The following is a 19,988-nucleotide window of genomic DNA, read 5'->3' on the forward strand; positions in this document are numbered from 1 at the left end:
CATCCCGTCCCGCGCCCGCCCGGCCGAGATCGTCCACTCCGCCGTCCGGCCCGGATCGCCCGTCCCGCAGGGGGCCGGCGACGATCGGCGCGGGGCGGCGCCGGGGGCGGCCGGTCGGTGAAGGAAAGTTACAGGGAGTATCACAGAAGTGGAGATAATTGACGCGAACGGTGGGTCGAACGTATTGTCCGGACAACGCCGAAGCCTCGGTATTGGTGCCTTGACCTCGAAGAACACCCAACGGAGCGGTTCATGAAGCGACTAGCAGCGGCAGTGGTCTCCCTCTGCCTCGCCGCCGGTGCCGCGGCGTGTGGCGGCGGCGGCGACAGCTCCGCCGGTGGCGTCTTCACCACGATCGACGCGCTCAAGCCGGGTATCGACGCGAACGCGCCGATCAACCCGTACAACCCCAAGGGCAACGCCTTCCGGGGCTACAACGCCGAGTGGCTCGGGTGGACCAAGAACCACCTGACCGATCCGAACCAGTTCTACCCAGGGGTCGCGCAGAGCTGGCAGATCGCCCCCGACCAGTCCTCGATCACCCTCAAGCTCCACCCGGGCGGGAAGTGGTCCGACGGCGAGCCGATCACCGCGGAGGACGTGAAGTTCTCCATCGGCCTGGCGTACACCCAGGGCGGCACCGCCTACGCTCTCGACCCCTCCGCGGCCGGTACGGCCTCCGACATCACGATCGTCGACGACAGGACGATCAAGATCACCCAGGCGGCGAGGAACCCCAGTTCCTCCTTCGTCCGCAGCGTCATGGAGACCGTCATCGTCCCCGAGCACGTCTGGCGCGGCGTGCTGCCCGCCGACTTCTGGCAGAAGCTGAAGCTCGCGCAGAGCACCGCCCCCGGGGCCGAGGCGGCGCGGGCCGGGATCACCAGCCTCGCGGACAAGGTCATCTCCTTCGCCCCGGCCAGGGACGTCTCCGCGGGGCCGTTCGTCCTGAAGCGCGTCAACCCGGGCGAGGCGCTGCTGGTCAAGAACAAGAACTTCTACAACGCGGCCAACGTCGCCGCCGACCAGGTGCGCATCCTCAACTACACCGGCAACGAGCAGGTCTGGAACTACCTGGTCGCCGGCAGGCTGGACAGCGCGCCGTTCACCGCGGTCCCCGCCGGCGTGATGCGGCGGATCACCGAGACCTCGGGCAACGCCGTCGTCAGGGGATACTCGCCCGTCAGCGAGGGACTGGCGTTCAACCAGTCCAGGAAGCCCTACGACAACGTGCACGTCCGCCGGGCGCTGGCCTATTTGATCGACCGCAGGCAGGTCACCAAGGTGGCCTCCCCCGAGGGCGGCACCGCCTCGGTCACCACCTCGGGCCTGCACCAGCAGGCCGCGAAGGCGTGGCTGGGCGACGGCCTCGCCGCCCTGGAGCCGTACCGGCACGACCCCGCCAGGGCCGAGGGCGAGCTGCGGGCCGCGGGCATGCGGAAGGTCGACGGAAAGTGGGCGATGCCCGACGGCAGCCCCTGGAAGATGACCATCAACGTGCCCGCCTCCTTCTCCGACTGGCTGGCCGGCGCCAAGGCCGTCACCAGCCAGCTCAACGACGCCGGGATCGACGCGCAGGTCGTCACCACCGCCGACTACCCGCTCTACCTTGAGGAGATGGCGGCCGGGAAGTACGACCTCGGCTTCTGGCTGGTGGCGCTCGGCCCCGCGCCGTACAACATCTTCCAGCGCCTGTACGGGGCCCAGAACGGCTGGCAGCTTTTCGGCGGCAGGCTCAAGCACGTCGCCCCCGGCACGGAGGGCAACTGGATGGGCGGCGCCGAGCTCATCGACGTCAGGGGCGTGGGCATGGTCAACCCCGGCGAGCTGGCGGTCAAGCTGAACTCCGTCCCCGAGGCCGAGCAGCGGCGGATCGTCTCGGCCCTCGCCAGGACCGCCAACCAGGACCTCCCGGTGATCCAGCTGTGGGACTACGTCAACACCCAGGTCGTCAACACCACCCGTTTCACCGGATTCCCGGGCGATGACAGCGACGCGCTGCGCCTCACCTCCGGGGTCTGGCTCCAGCTCGGCATGGTCAAGAGGAAAGGCCACATATGACGGTCATCGCACGCCGCCTCGCGGGCCACCTCGCCCGCGGGCTCGCCATGATCCTGGTGGTCACCACGATCAGCTTCGTGATCATCAGGAACATCCCCGGCGATCCCATGCGGGCCCGCTACGAGAAGCTGGTCGAGCAGGGCATGTCGCCCGACCAGGCCGAGCGCGCCGTCGCGGTGCTGTACGGGTTCATGCCGAAGGGCACGATGTGGGAGCAGTACCTCGACTACATGCGGGGCCTGCTCCACCTCGACCTCGGCCAGTCGCTGAGCGTCCCCGGCGCCGAGGTGACCACCCTGCTCGGCTCGGCGGCCACCTGGACGATCCTGCCGGTCCTCGTCGGCACCCTGCTCAGCTTCGCGGTCGGCGTCATCCTGGGCGTCTACGCGGCGATCAAGCGGTCGAGCAAGCTGGGGGACATCCTGGCCGTCTCCGGCTCGCTCCTGCACGGCCTGCCGCAGTACGTCCTCGCGCTGCTGCTGAGCGCGGTCTTCACGACCCTGTTGCCGATCTTCCCCTCCAGCGGCACCGCGGACGTCACGCTCGAACCCGGCCTCAACGCCGCCTACATCGGCTCGCTGGTCCAGTACGCCACGCTGCCGGTCCTGACCTACGCGCTGGCCGGGTACGGGGGCTGGATCCTGGCGATGAAGTCGAGCGTGGTCACCGTGCTGGGCGACGACTTCATCCTCGCCGCCGAGCTGCGCGGCATGAAGCGCGGGATCATCTTCCGCTACGTGGCGCGCAACGCGATCCTGCCGCTGTTCACCATCCTGGCGCTCTCGCTGGGCCTGCTGTTCGGTGGCGCGATCTTCATCGAGCGGATCTTCACCTACCCGGGGCTGGGTCTGCTGCTGCTCAACAGCATCACCGACCGCGACTACGCGCTGATGGGCGGGGCCTTCTTGCTGATCACCGTGGCGATCGTCATCGCCAACATCGTGGCCGACATGCTCTACACCGCCATCGACCCACGGGTCCGTTCCGGACAGGAGGCGTCATGACCGGGCGAATCAGGGGAGCCGCAGGAGACGGCCCGCAGGTCACACCGGTGGCGGAGGTGGTCGCATGACGGCGCCTGTCATCACCGCTCCCGGCGCTCCCGGGACTCCGGGCGCCCCGGGTGTCCCCGGCGTCCCCGGCACCCGCGCGGCGCAGCGGCGCAACTTCTGGCGCGGCGTCTGGCGGGTCCTGCGGCGCAAGCCCAGCCGGATCGTGGGCGTGGCCATCCTGGGCGTGTTCGCGTTCATGGGGATCTTCGGGCCGCTGCTCTACCCCGCGCGGCTGCCGCGCGACGACAACGCGCTCTACGCCGCGCCGAGCCTGGCGCACCCCTTCGGCACCGACTTCGAGGGCACCGACGTGCTCGCCCTGGTGGTCACCGGCTCCCGGTACGTCCTGATGACCGCCCTGGTCACCGCCGTCATCACGGTGGCCCTCGGCACCGCCGTCGGGCTGTTCGCGGGCTTTCGGCGCGGGCGCTGGGACAGCGTGCTCATGCGGATCACCGACATGAAGCTGACCATCCCCGCCCTCCCGCTGCTGCTGGTCCTGTCGACCGTCTGGAAGTTCACCAGCGCGATCGAGATGGGCCTGGTGCTCGGCCTCCTCGGCTGGGGCGGCGTGGCGCGCGCCGTACGGTCGCAGACCCTCTCGCTGCGCGAGCGCGGCTTCATCGAGGCGGCCAGGGGGCTCGGCCTGTCCGGCCGGCACATCGTCGGCAGGGAACTGCTGCCCAGCATGGCGCCCTTCATCGCGATGAACATGCTCATCGCGGTGACCGGCGCGGTGTACGCGCAGGTGGGCCTGTTCTTCCTGGGCGTCCTGCCGTTCGACGCCAACAACTGGGGCGTCATGCTCAACCTCGCCGTGTTCGGCGGAGGCGCGCTGACGACGACCACCGCGCTGCCGTACATGCTGGCGCCGCTGCTGGCGATCCTGCTGCTCACCCTGGGCATCGTCCTCGTCGTCGACGCCATGGACGAGATCTTCAACCCCCGGCTGCGGGAGGACTGAACAGATGTTCACACGTTCGGAGAAGGTGTCCGTGACACCGGGCGAGCGGCGGTCCGCCGCCGTGCGGCCCCGGCGCGCCTGGGGTGCCTGGGGCGCCCGGCGCGCGGAGGGTGTCGGGGTCGTCGAGAACGCCGAAGGCACCGTAGACACCGCAGGCACCGCGAGCCTCCGCGAGGCGGGGAGGAGCGGCCCGCCGGGAGTGCGCGTCAACGGCCTGTCCGTCGTCTACCGGACGTCGGCGGGGGAACTGCCCGCGGTGGCGGGGATCGATCTCGAGCTGGTGCCCGGGACGATCACCGGGGTGGTCGGCGAGTCGGGCTCCGGCAAGTCCACCCTGGCCCTGTCGCTGCTCAACGCGGTCCAGCCCCCCGGCAGGATCCGCTCGGGCAGCGTGGAGATCGACGGGCTCGGCGACGTCGTGGGGTTGCGGGGCGACGATCTGCGCCGGGCGCGGGGACGGCACATCGGGTACGTCTTCCAGGCCGCCCAGAACTCCCTCAACCCGCTCAAGACGGTCGGCAAGCAGCTCCTCGACCTGGGCCGCTCGCACGACATCCAGGACCTGCGAGGGCTGGTCAGGGACGCGAAGGACCTGCTCGGCAGGATGGGCATGGACGGCGCGCGCGTGCTCGACTCCCACCAGCACGAGCTGTCCGGCGGGATGCGCCAGCGGGTCGGCATCATGCTCGCGCTGGTGCTCAACGCCCACCTCGTCATCCTGGACGAGCCCACGACCGCCCTCGACATGATCACTCAGGCCACGATCCTGCGGATCGTCAGGGAGGTCCACGAGGAGCGCGGGCTCACCACGCTCGTCATCACCCACGACCTCGGCGTGGTGGCCGAGGTCGCCGACCGGCTGGCCGTCATGTACGGCGGGCGCGTGGTGGAGCAGGGGCCGACCACCGAGGTGCTCGGCGGCCCCCGCCACCCCTACACCCAGGGCCTGATCCGGGCCATCCCGCGCCTGATCGGCGACATCGGGGAGGCCAGGGCGCTGCCCGGCCGCCCGCCGACGCTTGGGACCGTTCCGTCGCGGGGATGCGTCTTCAGGGAGCGTTGCGAGCTGCGCATGGACGTCTGCGAGACCGAGGAGCCGCCCGCCGTCTCGCGTGGTGAGTGGATCGTGGCCTGCCACGCCGTCGCCGCCCGGACACACGGACCGAGGGAGAAAACGTGATCACTGGTCGGGGAATCACGAAGACCTTCAAACAGCGGGGCGGCATCCTCGCCGGACGGGAGGTGAAGGCGCTGCGCGGCGTCGACTTCGCCATCCCGAAGGGCGGGGCGGCGTCGTTCATCGGGGAGTCGGGCTGCGGCAAGACGACACTCGGGCGGATCATCGCCGGGCTGGAGGGACACGACTCCGGAGAGATCACCATCGACGGCACGCCCATGTCGTCGCTGCGCCCCAAGCAGCGTGAGCCCTACTTCCGCCGTATCCAGCTCATCCACCAGGACCCGTACTCGGCGCTCAACCCGACCCGCACGGTGCACCAGACGCTGGACGCGCCGCTGTCGCTGCGGGCCGCGCAGACCGGCCGCTCGCGGGCATGGGTGGACGGGCGCGCGCAGGAGCTGCTGGAACTGGTCGGCCTCGACCCCGGCTACGTGCTGTCGCGCTACCCCCACCAGCTCTCCGGCGGCATGCGCCAGCGGGTCGTCATCGCCCGGGCCCTCACCGTCGACCCCGAGATGCTCGTCGCCGACGAGGCCGTCTCCATGATCGACGTATCGCTGCGGCTGGGCATCCTCGCCCTGCTCAAGGACCTTCGCGAGCGCCTCGGGGTGAGCGTGCTGTTCATCACCCACGACGTGGCGACCGCGCGCTACATCGGTGACGACGGCGAGCTGTACGTCATCTACCGGGGCGAGGTCGTCGAGCGCGGCCACGTCGAGACGATCATCTCCGGCCCCGTGCACCCGTACACCCAGTCGCTGCTGTCGGCCATCCCCGTGCTGCACGGCCTGGAGCGGCCCGGCGAGGAGCCGGTGACGCCGACCGGGGCGCTCGACGAGAGCCGCCTCGACGCGGGCTGCCTGTTCGCCCGGCGCTGCCCGTTCCGTACCGGCCGCTGCGAGTCGGAACACCCGCCGCTCGGCCACGGCGGCGGCACGCCCCAGGAGCACGCCTGTTTCCACCCCGCTCCCCGCAACGTCGTCGCCATGCCGGTCGGCCACCCGTGAGCCCGCTGGGAGACGGTCCCGGGGCGGGGCGCGCGGGCGCGGCGTCCGGGATCCGCGAGGCCGTCGCCGCCGACTCGGCGGCGCTCGCGGGGATCGCCGGGGCCGCGCTCACCCATGACGCGGGGGAGGCCGCGAGCCTGGTCGCCAGGCTCGCCACGCCGCCCGCGCGACGGTCCTGGACGGCACTGGTGACAGGCGGCCTCGACGGTGTGGCGTTCGCCTCCATGTCGGCGCGCGACCCGCGGGCGGGCCACGTCGACCTGCTCGCGGTGCGTCCCGAGGCCCGGGGGACGGGCCTCGGCCGGGCACTGGTCACCGCGGCCGAGGACTGGCTGCGCGGCCAGGGGGCGACCGAGGTCCGCCTCGCCGGCAACCCGCCCTGCTACGCCTGGCCCGGCGTCGACGTGCGCTACACCGAGGCCGCCTGCCTGGCCGAGAGCCTCGGCTACGAGCGCTACCGGGTCGCCTGGAACATGACCGCCGACCTCACCGGCGACCTCTCCGTCGAGGCCGACCTCGCGCGGCTGGCGGCCCTGGGGGTCACCGTGCGCGCCGCCGCCCCCGGGGAGCGCGCCGCCGTGTCCGCCTTCGTCGAGGAGCAGTGGAACGACAGGTGGGCCTGGGAGGCGGAGCAGGCCACCGGCTGCCACTACGCCGTCAGGGAGGGCGAGATCCTCGGTTTCGCCGCCTGGGGCTCGAGGCCCTCCTGGTTCGGCCCGATGGGCACCGCGCCGGCCGCGCGGGGTCTGGGAGTCGGCCGGGTGCTCGTACGCCGCTGCCTCGCCGAGCAGCGGGCCGCCGGCATGTCGAGCACCCAGATCGGCTGGGTGGGGCCGCTGCGCTTCTACGCCAGGGCGGTCGGCGCGTACGCCGAGCGTGTCTTCTGGCTCTACCGCCGTGGCCTGCCGTGACGGCCCGTGCCCGCCGGGGCGGGCCGATGGGCGGGCTCCCACCGGGTATGTGCCTGTAACGGCCTCACTGTCAGAAGATCATCTACTTAGCGGTAGTGAGATCAGGAAAACTAACGACATGGGACGTCATGAGTGATCAACTAGCCACACTGTCCACGCTCTCCACCGAGCAGAGCGATCCGCGCTACAGCCGGATCGACCGGCTTCCCACCGACCAGGTGGCCCGGCTGATGAACGCGGCGGACACCGCGGTACCCGCGGCGGTGGGCGAGGCGATCCCGGAGATCTCGGCCGCGGTGGACGCGGTCGTGGCCCGGATGAAGTCCGGGGGGCGCCTGTTCTACGTGGGCGCGGGGACGTCGGGCCGGCTGGCCGTGCTGGACGCCTCCGAATGCCCGCCGACCTTCGGCACCGATCCCGAGCTCGTCCAGGGCGTCATCGCGGGGGGCACTCCCGCGCTGACCCGTTCGGTCGAGGGCGCGGAGGACGACCACGCCGGGGGAGCGGCCGCCCTCAGGGAACGGGGGGTGGGCGCGCTCGACGCGGTGGTGGGCGTCTCCGCCAGCGGTCGCGCGCCGTTCGTGCTCGGCGCGCTCGCCGAGGCGAGCCGCCGTGGCGCCCTGACCGTGGGACTGTCGTGCAACGCCGCGACCCCGCTGTCGGCGGCCGCGCTGCACCCCATCGAGGTGATCGTCGGCCCGGAGGTGGTGACCGGCTCCACCAGGCTCAAGGCGGGGACCGCGCAGAAACTGGTCCTCAACATGATCTCCACGATCGCGATGGTCAAGCTGGGCCGTACCTACGGCAACACCATGATCGAGGTGTCGGCGATGAACTCCAAGCTGGCCGACCGGGCCGCCAGGATGGTCAGCGACATCACCGGGGCGGCCCTCTCCGCCGCCCGCTCCGCGCTGGAGGCCGCCGGATGGCACGTGAAGGTCGCGGTACTGATGATCGAGCACGGCCTCGACGCCGGCGGCGCCCGGATCCTGCTGGAGCGGCACGGCGACCAGCTCGATGCGGCACTGGAGGCGGCGGGACAGGCCAGGGGTGCCTGAACCTCCCGCGGAGGGGGAACCGGCGCCGGCCGCGGAACCAGGATCGGGAGCGGGATCGGGACCAGAACCGGAACCAGGGCCGGGAGCGGGATCGGGACCAGAACCGGAACCAGGGCCGGGGTCGAGAGCGGGACCAGAACCGGAACCAGGGCCGGGGTCGAGAGCGGGTCCGGGAGCGGGACCGAGGGATGGAGCGGGAGCGGTGACCGATTCCGCGGAAGACGCCCGGCTCGCCGGGATCCTCGGGGCGGCGGTGCCGCGCGTCTGCTCGGCGGCGGTGGCCGCGATCGCCGTGGGCGGGGTCACGGTGGCCGCCGCCGCGGCCGGGGAGGCCGTGCGCTACGCGTCGGCCTGCGGGGAACTCGCCGAGGACCGGCCGCGCGCCCTCCGCGACTCGATCTTCGATCTCGCCTCGATCACCAAGCTCTTCACCACGGCCGTCATCCTGTCACTGGCCGAGGACGGCCTTCTCGGCCTGGACGAGCCCGTCGCGGCCTGGCTGCCCGGCCGCTACGGAGGCGCCCCCGAGGTCACCCTGCGGCACCTGCTCACCCACACCGCGGGCCTGCCGCCGGGACGCAGGGCCCACGAGGAGATCCCCGGCGACGGCCCGGAGATCCACGCCACGCGCATGGAGCGGATCCTCTCGACGGCGCCGATCGGTCCCGCGGGCGAGCGCTACCTTTACTCCGACGTCGGGCTGATCACGGCGGGCCGGGTGGCGGAGATCGCCGGGCGGGCCTCCCTGGACGAACTCGCCCGCGCCCGGGTCATCGACCCGCTGGGCCTGCCCGACACCGGCTACCGTCCCGCCGCGTCCCTGCTGCCCCGGATCGTCGCCACCGAGCACAAGCCCGAGCGCCCGGGCACCGGATGCGTGCGCGGCGAGGTGCACGACGAGACCGCGCACGGCCTGGGCGGGGTCGCCGGGCACGCCGGGATCTTCTCCACCGCCGACGACCTCGTACGCTTCGCCGAGGCGCTGCGCACCGGGGGAGCGCCGGTGCTGGGCCCCGCCGCGGTCGCCGAGATCACCCGCGACCACGGCGTGCGGGGCGCGGACTTCCGCCACGGCCTGGGCGCGCGGATCGGCGACCCCGCGATCGTCGGCCCGCTGGCCGACGCCTACGGTCACTCCGGCTTCACCGGCACCTCGCTCGTCGTCGATCCAGGGCGCGCCCTCACCGTCGTCCTGCTGACCAACAACGTCCACCCCCTGCGCGGCCGCGCGGGCATCCGCGACCTGCGCCACGCCGTCGCCGCCGAGGCCCTGCGCCTGTCCTGAGCTCGCGCGACGGAACGCGGGGGCTCACCGGGGGCTCACCGGGGGCTCACGTGTAGCGGGGCCGGAGGCGGCGGGCGAGAAGCTCGCGCATGGCGCCCGTGTGGTCGGCCAGCCGATCGAGGGACGACACCAGATCGCCCGCCGCCGTCTCGCCCAGGACCGCGCGAAGCTCGGCGGTGACGGCGGCGCGTGCCGTGCGGCCGGCCTCGACGGCGTCCCTGCCGTGCCCGGTCAGTTCGACGACGCGCGCCCGCTGATCCTCCGGATCGGCCCTGCGGGTGAGGTAGCCGATCCGCTCCATTTCCGCCACGACCTTGGACGCGCCCTGCGGCGTCATGCCGAGCAGTCCCGCCAGGTCGCTGACGCGGACCGGGCCGCCGAGCAGGTGCTGGAAGACGTAGCCGTGCACGGTGCGCACCTCGGCGTGACCCGCCGCGGCCATGCGCCCGCGCACCTCGGCGTCGCAGGCGGCGGCCAGGGCGGTGAAGAGCAGGGAGAGGTCTCCGGCTGCGCCGGGATCGACCGGGCTTGACGTCACGTGGTCCACCATCAAATACTCAACCATGGTTGCGCAACTAAGGTTTAGTAATCGGAGGAGGAGATCATGTTCTGTGATCCCGCGTTCACCCCGGTCGTCGAGGCGCTCAGGGAGGGACTGGGTCCCGGAGGCGCCGCACTGGCCGTCACCGCGGGCGGCCGTCCCGTCGTGGACGTCTGGTTCGGCACGGCCGACGAGGGCGGGAGCCGCCCGTGGCGCCGCGACACGGTCGTCAACGTCTTCTCGGTCTCCAAGGGCGTCGTCGCGACCGTGGCCCTGCTGTGCGCGCAGCGCGGGCTCGTCGACCTCGACGCGCCCGTGGCCCGCTACTGGCCGGAGTTCACCTCGGAGGCCACCGTCGCCCAGCTGCTCTCCCACCGCGCGGGGCTGCCCGCGGTCCGCTCCCCGCTGCCGCCGGGAAGCCTCTACGACTGGGACGCCATGGCGGCCGCGCTGGCCGCCGAGGAGCCGTGGTGGACCCCGGGGGAGCGGCACGGATACCACGCGGTCACGTTCGGCTGGCTGGTCGGCGAGCTGCTCCGCCGGGTCACCGGCAGGGAGATCCGCGATCTGGTCTCCGGGGAACTCGGCGTCCCCGGCCTCTCGATCGGCCTTCCCGGGGAGGACGCGCACCGGGCGGCGTTCGTGCTCCCGCCGGAAAGCCCGCCCATGCCCGCGGGTTCCCCGCTGGCCGAGGCGATGGCGGATCCCGCGTCGGTCACCGCCAGGGCGTTCCTCAACCCGGCCGACCAGCTCGTGCCCGGCCTGCCGAACACCGGGCGCTGGCGTGCCGCCCAGATCCCCGCCGCCAACGGCCACGCCTCCGCCAGGGCCCTGGCGACCCTGTACGGCAGGCTCCTGTCGGGCGACCTCCTCGCCCCCGGGATGCTGGCGCGCGCCACGACGGCGCACAGCGACGGGTTCGACGAGGTCCTGCGCGGCCGGACCCGCTTCGGCCTGGGATACATGCTCCCCAACGAGGTCCGCCCCTTCGCGCCCCGGGCGGAGGCGTTCGGGCACAGCGGGTCGGGCGGCGCGCTCGCCTTCGCCGACCCGGTGGCCGGCGTCGGATTCGGCTACACGCCGAGCCGCACGATCATCGCCCCCGCGGGCCCCGACCCTCGCTGGCCCCCGATCCTGGAAGCGCTCTACGGCTGCCTGTGAACGGGGTGTCCGGACGCCCCGTACGGAGCGGCACGGGCTAGGAGGACCTGCTCCGGCGGGGGTAGTCGGTCCTGAAGCCGTCGATGGCGTCCCTGGTGGCCCGCAGCGCCGCGTCCGAGGTCTCGAAGGTGCGCTGGGCGATCCCGACGAAGATGCAGTCGACGATCAGGAGCTGGCTGATCCGGCTGGCCAGCGCCCCCGGGCGGAAGGCGGTCTCCCTGCCCGCCGAGACCAGGACGTGGTCGGCGAGCCCGGCCAGGGAGGAGCGCGGGTTGTTGGTGATGGCCACCGTGGTCGCGCCCGCCCGCCGCGCGACGCGCATCGGCGCCAGCACGTCGGGGGTCTCGCCGGTGCAGCTCACCGCCACCGCGACGTCGTCCTCACGTACCAGCGCCGCGCTGGTCAGCGCGAGGTGCGCGTCGGTGTAGGCGTGGCCGGGCAGGCCGATCCGCATCAGCTTCTGCACCATGTCGGCCGCCACCAGCCCGGAGGCGCCGACCCCGTAGACGTCGACCTTGCGCGCCCCGGCCATCGCCTCCACCACCATGCCCAGCCGGTCGGGGTTGAGCTGCGCCGCGGTGTCGGCCAGCGCCTCCGACTCGGCCCTGGCCACCTTCGCGATCACGTCGGTCAGCGGGTCGTCGGGGCCGAGGTCGCCCGGGACCAGCCGTTCGGGCTCGTCCCTGGCCACCGCCGCGGCCAGGGCGAAGCGCAGCTGGGAGTATCCGGCGAAGCCCAGGGCCCTGGCGGTGCGCACGATCGTGGCCTCGCTGGTGCCGGAGGCCGCGCTGAACTCGGTGATGGTGCTGCGGGCCACCACCCCGGGGTCGTCGAGGATGAGACGGGCGATGGACTGGGCCGCGGGGGTGAGGGAGGGGAGGACGGCCCTCACCGTGGCCACCAGGTTCACGGGGGTGGGGCCGTCGAGGACGTTCATTAAGCGCCTTTCATGTCATAAATCAGCCTATTGGTCGCCGGTCAACCAGCGGGCCACGGCGCGGGCCGAAGCCCGGGAGATGCCGTTCGTGGTCACGTACACGGCCCCCGAGGGTTCGCCGGGCATCCCGGTCTCGACCACCACGGTGTCGGGGCGCAGCGCGACGGCCCGCGCCAGCAGCTCACCGACCCAGGGGTGGCGCCTGGCGTCGTGCACCACCATCACCAGCGGGCGGCTCCCGTCGCCCAGGTCGGGCAGCTCGGGCGCCTCCACGGTGACGACGTGGCCGACGGTGCCCGGCAGCACCTCGGTGAGGGCGCCGATGAGACCGGTGAGCATGCCCGGCTCGACCGCCTCGCTCAGCCGGGGGGCGATGTCGACGACCAGCGGCGGCCCGGAGAGCACGGACAGCGCTGCCGGGGCGTCCGTGGCGGTCACGCGGATGGCCGCCCGGGCGGTTCGCAGGCCGAGCTCCTCGCCCTCGTCCCCCGAGCCCCGGGCCGCGCTCCCCGCCGCCCGCGCGGCGGCGTTCGCGGCGTACCAGCCGGACAGCGCGAGCACGCGGGAGGCGGCCTCGGCCAGCCGGTCCTCGGTCAGCCTGCCCTCCCGCACGGCGTCCACGACGGCGTCGCGCAGCTCGTGGACGTTCTCGCCCCCGGGGGAGGAGATGCCCGCGCAGATCGCGTCGGCCCCGGCCGCCAGGGCGCGGACCGCGATCTCCCCCGGCGGGTGGAGGGCCGCGACGGCGCGCATCTCGATGGCGTCGGTGACGATCATCCCGGTGAACCCCATCTCCTCGCGGAGCAGCCCGGTCGTGATCCGCCGGCTCAGCGTCGCGGGGTTCTCCGGGTCGAGGGCCGGGATCAGCAGGTGCCCGCACATGACGGCCCGTACCCCGGCGGCCACCGCCGTGCGGAAGGGCGGCAGGTCACGCTCGGCGAGGAGCCTCGGGGAGGCGTGCAGGGTCGGCAGTGCGTGGTGGGAGTCGGTGTGGGTGTCTCCGTGGCCGGGGAAGTGCTTGGCGCAGGCGGCCACCCCGGCTCCCTGGAGCCCGGAGATCCAGGCGGCGGTGTGCCGGGAGACCAGGTCGGGATCGGCACCGAAGGAGCGGACGCCGATCACCGGGTTGACCGGGTTGGCGTTGACGTCCGCCACCGGGGCGTAGTCGAGGGTGATGTCGGCCGAGGCGAGGAGGCGGCCGATCTCCTGGGCGACCAGCCGGGTCGCCTCGACGTCGTCGCCCACGCCCAGCGCCCGGTTGCCCGGCCACGAGCTGCCCCGCGCGGCCTGCAGGCGGGTGACGGATCCGCCCTCCTCGTCCACCGCGATCACCACGGCGGGGTTCTCCGCGCGCAGCCGGGCGACCAGATCGGCGGTGTGGCCGAGGCCGTCGAGGTTGCGGGCGAACAGCACGGCCCCGCCGAGGCCCTCGTCGCCGAGCGCGCGGAGCAGCCACCCGGGCGGCTCGGTGCCGTCGAAACCCGGCTGGAGGACGGTCATGGCCAGCCGGGCCAGGTCGGGGCTGCGATGGGGCATGCGGTCACCTTCTCGATCGAGGCAGGCGTCTTTCGACAGGGCGGCGGGAGGAGGTGTCTCAAGGTAGATTACACATCAATGACAATTTCCTTCATTGTCATTGCCTTCAAAGTAGCTTTCTGTCATTCTCGCGATCGAGAACCCGTGACATCGTGACCTTGTGATCCCGTGCCGGTCTCGCGATCATTTCCGCGTCCGTCCGCACGTCCGTCGTCCGCACTTCCGCCGTCGTGCCCGCTTCGCGCTCGCACGTCCGTCCGCACTTCCGCCGTCGTGCCCGCTTCGCGTCCGTCCTCATGTTCGTCTTCGTGCCCGCCCCGGTGCCCGCCCTCACGTCGGCCCGGTGGCGTCCGGACCGCGGTCCCCGGCCCGCCGTCCGGGGCCGAACACCCCTGGAGTCCGCATGAGCTCATCCAGCCGGCGAGCCGTCCTGCGCGGCCTCGCCCTCGCCGTCTCGGCGACCGCCGTCTCCCTGCCCGGCCGGGCCTCGGCCGCCGCCTCCGGGATCTCGTACGAGACCGGGGGCTCCTCCGGGGCCGGGCGGGTGCCGCCGCTGCGCCAGATGCGCGGCATGTGGATCGCCTCGGTCGCCAACATCAACTGGCCGTCGAGGGCCGGGCTGAGCGCCGAGCAGCAGAAGGCCGAGTATCTCGGCTGGCTCGACCTGGCGCGGGCCCGCGGGCTCAACGCGGTGTTCGTGCAGATCCGGCCGACCGCCGACGCCTTCTGGCCCTCCCGGTACGAGCCCTGGTCGCAGTATCTGACCGGCGTGCAGGGACGTGACCCCGGCTACGACCCGCTGGCCTTCCTGGTGGCGGAGACGCACCGGCGGGGCCTGGCCTTCCACGCGTGGTTCAACCCCTACCGGGTGTCGATGCAGGACGACCCTGCCCTGCTGCACCCCGACCACCCCGGCCGCAGGCACCCCGACTGGATCGTCCCCTACGGCGGCAAGCTCTACTACAACCCCGGCATACCCGAGGTCCGCGGGTTCGTGCAGCTCGCGATGATGGACGCGGTCACCAGGTACGACATCGACGGCCTGCACTTCGACGACTACTTCTACCCGGTCAACACCACCGCCTTCGACGACGCCGAGGCCTACGCCCGGTACGGCGCCGGCTTCCCCGACCTCGCGGCCTGGCGGCGCGAGAACGTCGACCTTCTCGTACGGGAGATGCAGCGGCGGGTGCGGCGGGCCAAGCCCGAGATCGCCTGGGGCATCAGCCCCTCGGGCATCTGGCGCAACCGGGCCACCGACCCCCTGGGGTCGGAGACCAGCGGCGGCCAGTCCTACGACAACCTGCACGCCGACACGCGCGGCTGGGTGAGGAAGGGCTGGCTCGACTACATCGCGCCGCAGCTCTACTGGTACATCGGCCAGTCCAACGCCGACTACGCCAAGCTGGTCCCCTGGTGGTCCGACGTGGCGGCGGGCACGGGCACCCAGCTGTGGATCGGCCAGGCGGCCTACAAGGCCGGGGCGGCGGGCCAGCCCGCCGAGTGGTCCCGGCCCGACGAGCTCAGCAGGCACCTCACCCTCAACGAGGGCCACCCCGAGGTCGGCGGCGACATCTGGTACAACTCCGGCGACGTCCGCGACGACCGGATCGGCTCGATCAGCGCCGTGGTGACCGGCCACTACACCCGCCCCGCGCTGTCCCCGCTGCTGCCCAGGCTCGCCTCGGGCCAGGCCCCGGAGCGCCCGCTCCTCCCCGTGGCGCGCCGGGTGCCCGGTGGTGTCGAGCTGCGCATCCTGGCCGCCGGCCGGCGCGTCCCGTTCCAGTTCGCGATCTTCCGGTTCGACTGGCCGGCCGGACCCGGGGACTTCACCGACGCCCGGAACCTGATCGCCGTCGTCCCCGCCGCCCGCGACATGCGCTGGACGGACCCGGCGGGCCCCGGCGGCACCGGGCGCGCGTACTACCACGTGGTGGCCGTCGACCGGGCCGGCCGCCTGAGCCCGCCCAGCGACGCCTGCCGCGCGCGGTGACGGACCGGGGGGATACAGGGGGATACGGGGGATCCGGGGGGATCGTGAGGGGGTGAGGGCGTGCGCGTGCTGGGATTGATGTCGGGAACGTCCCACGACGGGATCGACAGCGCGGTCGTGGACTGGTCCCCGGACGGCGACGTGCTCACCGGTGCCGTCGGGCACACCGGCACGCGGCCGTACGAGGAACGGCTGCGCGAGCGCATCGCCCGCGCGCTGCCGCCCAACCCGGCCGACATGGCCGAGGTGTGCCGGCTCGACACCCTGGTCGGCCAGGCGTTCGCCGACGCCGCCGAGGCGTGCGGGCCGGTGGATCTCATCTGCTCGCACGGGCAGACGATGTTCCACTGGGTGGAGGACGGCCGGGTGCGCGGCACGCTGCAGCTGGGCCAGCCCGCCTGGATCGCCGAGCGGACCGGCGTGCCGGTGGTCTCCGACCTGCGGGCCAGGGACGTGGCCGCCGGAGGGCAGGGCGCGCCGCTGGTCTCCTATTTCGACCTGCTGCTCCTGGACGGGCTGCCGGGGCCGAGCGGCGCGCTCAACCTCGGCGGGATCGCGAACCTGACCGTGCGGGACGCCGGGACGGCCTACGACATCGGCCCGGCGTCGGCGCTGATGGACGCGGCGGTGTCGGCCGCCACGGGCGCGCCCTACGACGAGGACGGCCGCCTCGCCGCCTCGGGGGAGGTGCACGAGGGGTTGCTGGCGGACCTGCTGGCCGAGCCGTACTACCGGGCACCGCCGCCGAAGAGCACCGGCAAGGAGCTGTTCCACCCCGGCTACCTGGACGGCAAGACGTCGCCGTACCGGCCGGACCTGCCCGACCTGCTGGCGACGCTGGCCGCGCTCACCGCGGAGACCGTCGCGGCGGAGATCCGGCGCCACCGCCTCGAGACGGTGGTCGTCTCCGGGGGAGGGGTGCGCAACCCGGTCCTGATGGCGATGCTGGCCGCGCGGGCCGGGAGCGCGCGCATCGTGCCGAGCGACGAGCTCGGCGTCCCCGCCGGAGCCAAGGAGGCGATCGCCTTCTCGCTCTTCGGCTGGCTGGCGGCGCACGGGCTGCCCGCGACGGTCCCCGGCTGCACGGGCGCGTCCGGCCCCCGCCTCCTCGGCGCGATCACTCCCGGCGCCGGAGCGCTGAGGTTGCCCGAACCCCTCGGTGAGGGACCCCGCCGCCTGCGCCTCACCCCGGCGGGGGCGGCCGGATAGGTCGTGGGGGCGTCCCTCCGGCCGGGCGCGGCCTCCGGGCCGGGAGGGGGCGGGCGTCGTGGCGGTCGAGCGGGGGCCCGCCGCGAACGTCAAGATCGTGAATGGAACGGTTCACGCTCCCGCTATCCTGTATACCCTACAGGAATAGTGGGTTATGCTGGGTCGCGTGTCAGGTTCCTCATCGGTCGCCGTCGTGGGCGGCGGCGCGAGCGGCACGCTGGCGGCGGTCCACCTTCTCCGCGAGGCGCGGGCGCGGGCCATGCCGCTGGAGGTCGTGCTGATCGACCGGTACGGGCGGCACGCGCTGGGACAGGCGTACTCGACCACCGATCCGCACCACCTCCTCAACGCCTGCGCGAACAAGATGAGCGGGCTGGACGACGACCCCGGTCACTTCCTGCGCTGGGCCCTCGAGGGCGGGCTGGACGTCTCCGCCTCCGACTACCTGCCGAGACGGACGTACGGGCGCTACCTCCGCGACCTGCTGGCCGGTGCCGAGGAGTGGCCCGTCCGGGTGGTGCGCAAGGTGACGGGCACGGTGAGCGCCCTGACCCGGGGCCGGGGGGTGCGGATCCACCTGTCCGGCGGCGGCCGGGTCGACGCCGACGCCGCCGTCCTGGCCCTGGGCAACCGTTCCCAGGCCGCCCGGCCGCCGATCGTGGACGCCGCGAGCCCCGGCTACGTCGCCGATCCGTGGGCGCCGGACGCGCTGGCCGGGATCCGCGACGGCGCGCCGGTGCTCGTGCTGGGGACCGGGCTGACCATGGTGGACGTGGCGATCACCGTGACCCGGGCGCACCCGGACACCGTCGTCCACGCGGTGTCGCGGCACGCCCTGCTGCCGCGGCCGCACCCCCGGCCCGTGCCGCCCCCGGTCCCGACGCCGATCCCGGACGGGCCGCTGGGGGTCGGCGACCTGCTCCGCGCCGTACGCCTCGCCGTGCGGGACAACGGCGGCGACTGGCACGGCGTGGTCGACGGCCTGCGGCCCCAGGCCCAGAGGCTGTGGACCCGGCTCTCCCCGGACGACCGGCGGCGGTTCCTCGGCCTGGCGGCCCGCTACTGGGAGGTCCACCGGCACCGGATCCCTCCCGTCACGGCCGCCAGGATCGCCGATCTGCGGGCCGCCGGCCGCCTCCGGGTGCTGCGCGGCCGGATGCTCCGGGCCGAGGCCGGTCCCGGCGGGCTGCGCGTCCAGGTGAGCGCGGACGGCGCCATCCGGGAACTCGACGTCGGCTGGCTGGTCAACGCCACCGGGCCCGGGGCCGACATCACCCGCGACCCCCTCCTGGCCGGCCTCGTCGCCGACGGTGTGGTCCGGCCGGACCCGTTGCGGCTCGGGCTGGACGTCGCTCCCGGCGGCGCGGTCCTGGACGCGGCGGGAGACCCCGACGACCGGATCTTCACGCTGGGCCCGATGCTGCGCGGAAGCCTGTACGAGACGACGGCGATCCCGGAGATCCGCGCCCAGGCCGCGGCCCTCGCGCCACGCCTCGTGGGGGCGCTCGCCTCCGGCGCCCGCCTGCCGTCCCCCGCGCGGGGCGGCCGGAGCGGGTGAGGGCGGGAGCCCGCCGGAGGCCGGGCCGGTCGCCAGGGCGGTCTCCCCGCCAAAGGACGGTGACCGGCACGTCCTAGACTTCGGTGAGGGAGTCCACGTCCGCGCGGGGAGGGGTGTTCGTTGTCCGAGGACGGTCAGGCCGCGCAGGGGCGCACGTACCTGTTCTCCTACGGGACCCTGCGGCAGCGCGACGTGCAGCTGTCCACCTTCGGCCGGGAGCTGGACGGCAGGCCGGATCTGCTGCCCGGCCACACGCTGTCGACGGTGGCGATAACCGACCCGGACGTCGTCGCGGTCAGCGGCGCCGACCGCCATCCGATCGTGCGGGCCACCGGTGACCCCTCGGATCGGGTCGAGGGAACGGTGTTCGAGATCACCGGCGCGGAGCTGGCCGCCGCCGACGGCTACGAGGTGGCCGACTACAGCCGGGTGCCGGTGACGCTCGCCTCCGGCGTGCGCGCCTGGGTCTACACCGCCTCCTGAACCGGCGGGGGAACCGCGCCCCGGCCGGGGCCGATCGGGCTTGACCTTGAGCGGGGTTGAGGTCTCATCCTGGGGGGGACCCCCGAGGAAAGAGGACCCTCATGAGCGAGGATCTGGTCGACTTCTGGTTCGATCCCGGTTGCCCCTGGGCCTGGATCACCTCCCGCTGGATCCTGGAGGTGCGCGAGGTGCGCCCCATCACGATCAACTGGCGGGAGATGAGCCTGGCGGTGCTCAACGAGAAGCAGGACATGTCCGAGGAGTACCGCGAGATCGTCGAGCTGGGCCGGGGCACCATGCGGGTGTTCGCGGCGGCGCGTGCGGCGGCCGGGGACGCAGCCGTCGGCGACCTCTACACCACGCTCGGCACCCGCTACCACGGCGAGGACGGCCTGTTCCGGCGGCCCCGCGACACGACGCCGGACGGCGGTCTCGCGGGCTGGCGGGCCGCGATGGAGGCCCTGGAACCGGTGATCGCCGCCGCGCTCTCCGACGCCGGGCTGCCCGCCGGACTGCTCGACGCGAGGACCGACGGCACCTGGGACGAGGCGATCCACGCCTCGCACGCCCTGGTGCCCGCCGGGAGGCGGAACCCGTCGCTGATCGGTGTCCCGACCATCTCGGTGAACGGGCACGCGGGGCAGTTCGGTCCCGTCATCAGCGAGATCCCGGCCGGCGAGCGGGCCGGGCGGCTCTGGGACGCGTTCAAGGTGCTCGCCACCGAGGAGGCGTTCTTCGAGCTCAAGCGGGTCACCGACCGGGCGGCTCCCCGCACCTGGCCGCAGGCCACGTAGCGCGGGGCGGGGCCTCCCCGCCAGCGTCCTCGCCGCGCTTGACGGAGAAATAACCGCTTTTTTCGCGAACGATACGCCTGATCATGTTCGTCACCCCTCACTGAGGGCAGGCCCCCGAGTGTGATGGAGCGTGAGGTTCGCCGGCACCGCCGTCGCGGTGCCGGCCAGCGGAAGCGTGACCGCCGTCCCGGGGTTCGTGAGCGGGGCGGCTCGACCGGTACCGCGAGCGGACCACTCTCTCCGCGTCACGGTGGCGTC

Annotated in this window: 17 protein-coding genes; 14 read left to right on the plus strand and 3 right to left on the minus strand. The window is 73.3% G+C overall.

Annotated features, from left to right (window positions below):
* Window positions 1–252: 252 nt before the first annotated feature.
* From AB0F88_RS35800 to AB0F88_RS35835, 8 genes are all read left to right on the plus strand, one after another.
* Window positions 253–2,061 carry an ABC transporter substrate-binding protein gene (locus tag AB0F88_RS35800; RefSeq protein WP_362694774.1) on the plus strand — a complete coding sequence of 603 codons (1,809 nt, stop codon included), beginning with the start codon at window positions 253–255 and terminating at the stop codon, window positions 2,059–2,061.
* The gene (locus tag AB0F88_RS35805) at window positions 2,058–3,065 is read left to right on the plus strand and encodes an ABC transporter permease (RefSeq protein ID WP_362694777.1); all 1,008 of its coding nucleotides are present in this window, start codon (window positions 2,058–2,060) and stop codon (window positions 3,063–3,065) included. The genes AB0F88_RS35800 and AB0F88_RS35805 overlap by 4 nt, the downstream gene beginning before the upstream one ends.
* Window positions 3,066–3,129: 64 nt before the next feature.
* Window positions 3,130–4,077 carry an ABC transporter permease gene (locus tag AB0F88_RS35810; protein WP_362694780.1) on the plus strand — a complete coding sequence of 316 codons (948 nt, stop codon included), beginning with the start codon at window positions 3,130–3,132 and terminating at the stop codon, window positions 4,075–4,077.
* A 4-nt stretch (window positions 4,078–4,081) separates the two neighbouring features.
* On the plus strand, window positions 4,082–5,257 hold the full coding sequence (locus AB0F88_RS35815) for an ABC transporter ATP-binding protein (protein WP_362694783.1): 1,176 nt from the start codon (window positions 4,082–4,084) through the stop codon (window positions 5,255–5,257).
* On the plus strand, window positions 5,254–6,264 hold the full coding sequence (locus AB0F88_RS35820; protein WP_362694786.1) for an ABC transporter ATP-binding protein: 1,011 nt from the start codon (window positions 5,254–5,256) through the stop codon (window positions 6,262–6,264). The genes AB0F88_RS35815 and AB0F88_RS35820 overlap by 4 nt, the downstream gene beginning before the upstream one ends.
* Entirely contained in the window at window positions 6,261–7,175 is a 915-nt protein-coding gene (locus AB0F88_RS35825) for a GNAT family N-acetyltransferase (RefSeq protein ID WP_362694790.1), read from the plus strand. The genes AB0F88_RS35820 and AB0F88_RS35825 overlap by 4 nt, the downstream gene beginning before the upstream one ends.
* 128 nt (window positions 7,176–7,303) lie before the next feature.
* The gene (gene murQ / locus AB0F88_RS35830; protein WP_362694793.1) at window positions 7,304–8,233 is read left to right on the plus strand and encodes an N-acetylmuramic acid 6-phosphate etherase; all 930 of its coding nucleotides are present in this window, start codon (window positions 7,304–7,306) and stop codon (window positions 8,231–8,233) included.
* Between the two features lie 202 nt (window positions 8,234–8,435).
* The gene (locus tag AB0F88_RS35835; protein WP_362694796.1) at window positions 8,436–9,518 is read left to right on the plus strand and encodes a serine hydrolase domain-containing protein; all 1,083 of its coding nucleotides are present in this window, start codon (window positions 8,436–8,438) and stop codon (window positions 9,516–9,518) included.
* A gap of 46 nt (window positions 9,519–9,564) precedes the next feature.
* Here AB0F88_RS35835 and AB0F88_RS35840 read toward each other — a convergent pair whose 3' ends face one another.
* Window positions 9,565–10,083, minus strand: coding sequence for a MarR family winged helix-turn-helix transcriptional regulator (locus AB0F88_RS35840; protein WP_362694799.1), 519 nt, complete (start codon window positions 10,081–10,083; stop codon window positions 9,565–9,567).
* A gap of 39 nt (window positions 10,084–10,122) precedes the next feature.
* On the opposite strand from AB0F88_RS35840, the gene AB0F88_RS35845 reads away from it, so the two are divergent.
* A complete protein-coding gene (locus AB0F88_RS35845) occupies window positions 10,123–11,220 on the plus strand; it encodes a serine hydrolase domain-containing protein (RefSeq protein WP_362694802.1) in 1,098 nt (365 codons plus the stop codon).
* A 37-nt stretch (window positions 11,221–11,257) separates the two neighbouring features.
* Here the strand turns inward: AB0F88_RS35845 and AB0F88_RS35850 are convergent, their stop codons facing one another.
* Both AB0F88_RS35850 and AB0F88_RS35855 read right to left on the minus strand, forming a co-directional pair.
* Window positions 11,258–12,157 carry a MurR/RpiR family transcriptional regulator gene (locus tag AB0F88_RS35850; RefSeq protein ID WP_362694805.1) on the minus strand — a complete coding sequence of 300 codons (900 nt, stop codon included), beginning with the start codon at window positions 12,155–12,157 and terminating at the stop codon, window positions 11,258–11,260.
* A 27-nt stretch (window positions 12,158–12,184) separates the two neighbouring features.
* The gene (locus AB0F88_RS35855) at window positions 12,185–13,693 is read right to left on the minus strand and encodes a glycoside hydrolase family 3 N-terminal domain-containing protein (RefSeq protein WP_362694808.1); all 1,509 of its coding nucleotides are present in this window, start codon (window positions 13,691–13,693) and stop codon (window positions 12,185–12,187) included.
* Between the two features lie 403 nt (window positions 13,694–14,096).
* Between AB0F88_RS35855 and AB0F88_RS35860 the strand changes: the two genes are divergently transcribed.
* The 5 genes from AB0F88_RS35860 (at window position 14,097) to AB0F88_RS35880 (ending at window position 19,730) form a co-directional block, all read left to right on the plus strand.
* Window positions 14,097–15,686: a family 10 glycosylhydrolase gene (locus tag AB0F88_RS35860; RefSeq protein ID WP_362694811.1), complete on the plus strand. Its 1,590-nt coding sequence runs from the start codon at window positions 14,097–14,099 to the stop codon at window positions 15,684–15,686.
* Between the two features lie 60 nt (window positions 15,687–15,746).
* The gene (locus tag AB0F88_RS35865) at window positions 15,747–16,895 is read left to right on the plus strand and encodes an anhydro-N-acetylmuramic acid kinase (protein ID WP_362694814.1); all 1,149 of its coding nucleotides are present in this window, start codon (window positions 15,747–15,749) and stop codon (window positions 16,893–16,895) included.
* 166 nt (window positions 16,896–17,061) lie between these two features.
* Window positions 17,062–18,453: an FAD/NAD(P)-binding protein gene (locus AB0F88_RS35870; protein ID WP_362694817.1), complete on the plus strand. Its 1,392-nt coding sequence runs from the start codon at window positions 17,062–17,064 to the stop codon at window positions 18,451–18,453.
* A gap of 120 nt (window positions 18,454–18,573) precedes the next feature.
* On the plus strand, window positions 18,574–18,936 hold the full coding sequence (locus AB0F88_RS35875; RefSeq protein ID WP_362694820.1) for a gamma-glutamylcyclotransferase family protein: 363 nt from the start codon (window positions 18,574–18,576) through the stop codon (window positions 18,934–18,936).
* Window positions 18,937–19,037: 101 nt separating this feature from the next.
* The gene (locus AB0F88_RS35880) at window positions 19,038–19,730 is read left to right on the plus strand and encodes a DsbA family protein (RefSeq protein WP_362694823.1); all 693 of its coding nucleotides are present in this window, start codon (window positions 19,038–19,040) and stop codon (window positions 19,728–19,730) included.
* Window positions 19,731–19,988: the final 258 nt, after the last annotated feature.

It is taken from the genome of Streptosporangium sp. NPDC023963, assembly GCF_040639135.1.
GTDB lineage: Bacteria > Actinomycetota > Actinomycetes > Streptosporangiales > Streptosporangiaceae > Streptosporangium.

What these genes read in the sequence shown, in the direction of transcription:
- AB0F88_RS35800 (WP_362694774.1), top strand. Translation starts at nt 253, where the DNA reads ATGAAGCGACTAGCAGCGGCAGTGGTCTCCCTCTGCCTCGCCGCCGGT.
- AB0F88_RS35815 (WP_362694783.1), top strand. Translation starts at nt 4,082, where the DNA reads ATGTTCACACGTTCGGAGAAGGTGTCCGTGACACCGGGCGAGCGGCGG.
- AB0F88_RS35810 (WP_362694780.1), top strand. Translation starts at nt 3,130, where the DNA reads ATGACGGCGCCTGTCATCACCGCTCCCGGCGCTCCCGGGACTCCGGGC.
- AB0F88_RS35840 (WP_362694799.1), bottom strand. Translation starts at nt 10,083, where the DNA reads ATGGTTGAGTATTTGATGGTGGACCACGTGACGTCAAGCCCGGTCGAT.
- AB0F88_RS35850 (WP_362694805.1), bottom strand. Translation starts at nt 12,157, where the DNA reads ATGAACGTCCTCGACGGCCCCACCCCCGTGAACCTGGTGGCCACGGTG.
- murQ (WP_362694793.1), top strand. Translation starts at nt 7,304, where the DNA reads ATGAGTGATCAACTAGCCACACTGTCCACGCTCTCCACCGAGCAGAGC.
- AB0F88_RS35880 (WP_362694823.1), top strand. Translation starts at nt 19,038, where the DNA reads ATGAGCGAGGATCTGGTCGACTTCTGGTTCGATCCCGGTTGCCCCTGG.
- AB0F88_RS35860 (WP_362694811.1), top strand. Translation starts at nt 14,097, where the DNA reads ATGAGCTCATCCAGCCGGCGAGCCGTCCTGCGCGGCCTCGCCCTCGCC.
- AB0F88_RS35805 (WP_362694777.1), top strand. Translation starts at nt 2,058, where the DNA reads ATGACGGTCATCGCACGCCGCCTCGCGGGCCACCTCGCCCGCGGGCTC.
- AB0F88_RS35855 (WP_362694808.1), bottom strand. Translation starts at nt 13,693, where the DNA reads ATGCCCCATCGCAGCCCCGACCTGGCCCGGCTGGCCATGACCGTCCTC.
- AB0F88_RS35845 (WP_362694802.1), top strand. Translation starts at nt 10,123, where the DNA reads ATGTTCTGTGATCCCGCGTTCACCCCGGTCGTCGAGGCGCTCAGGGAG.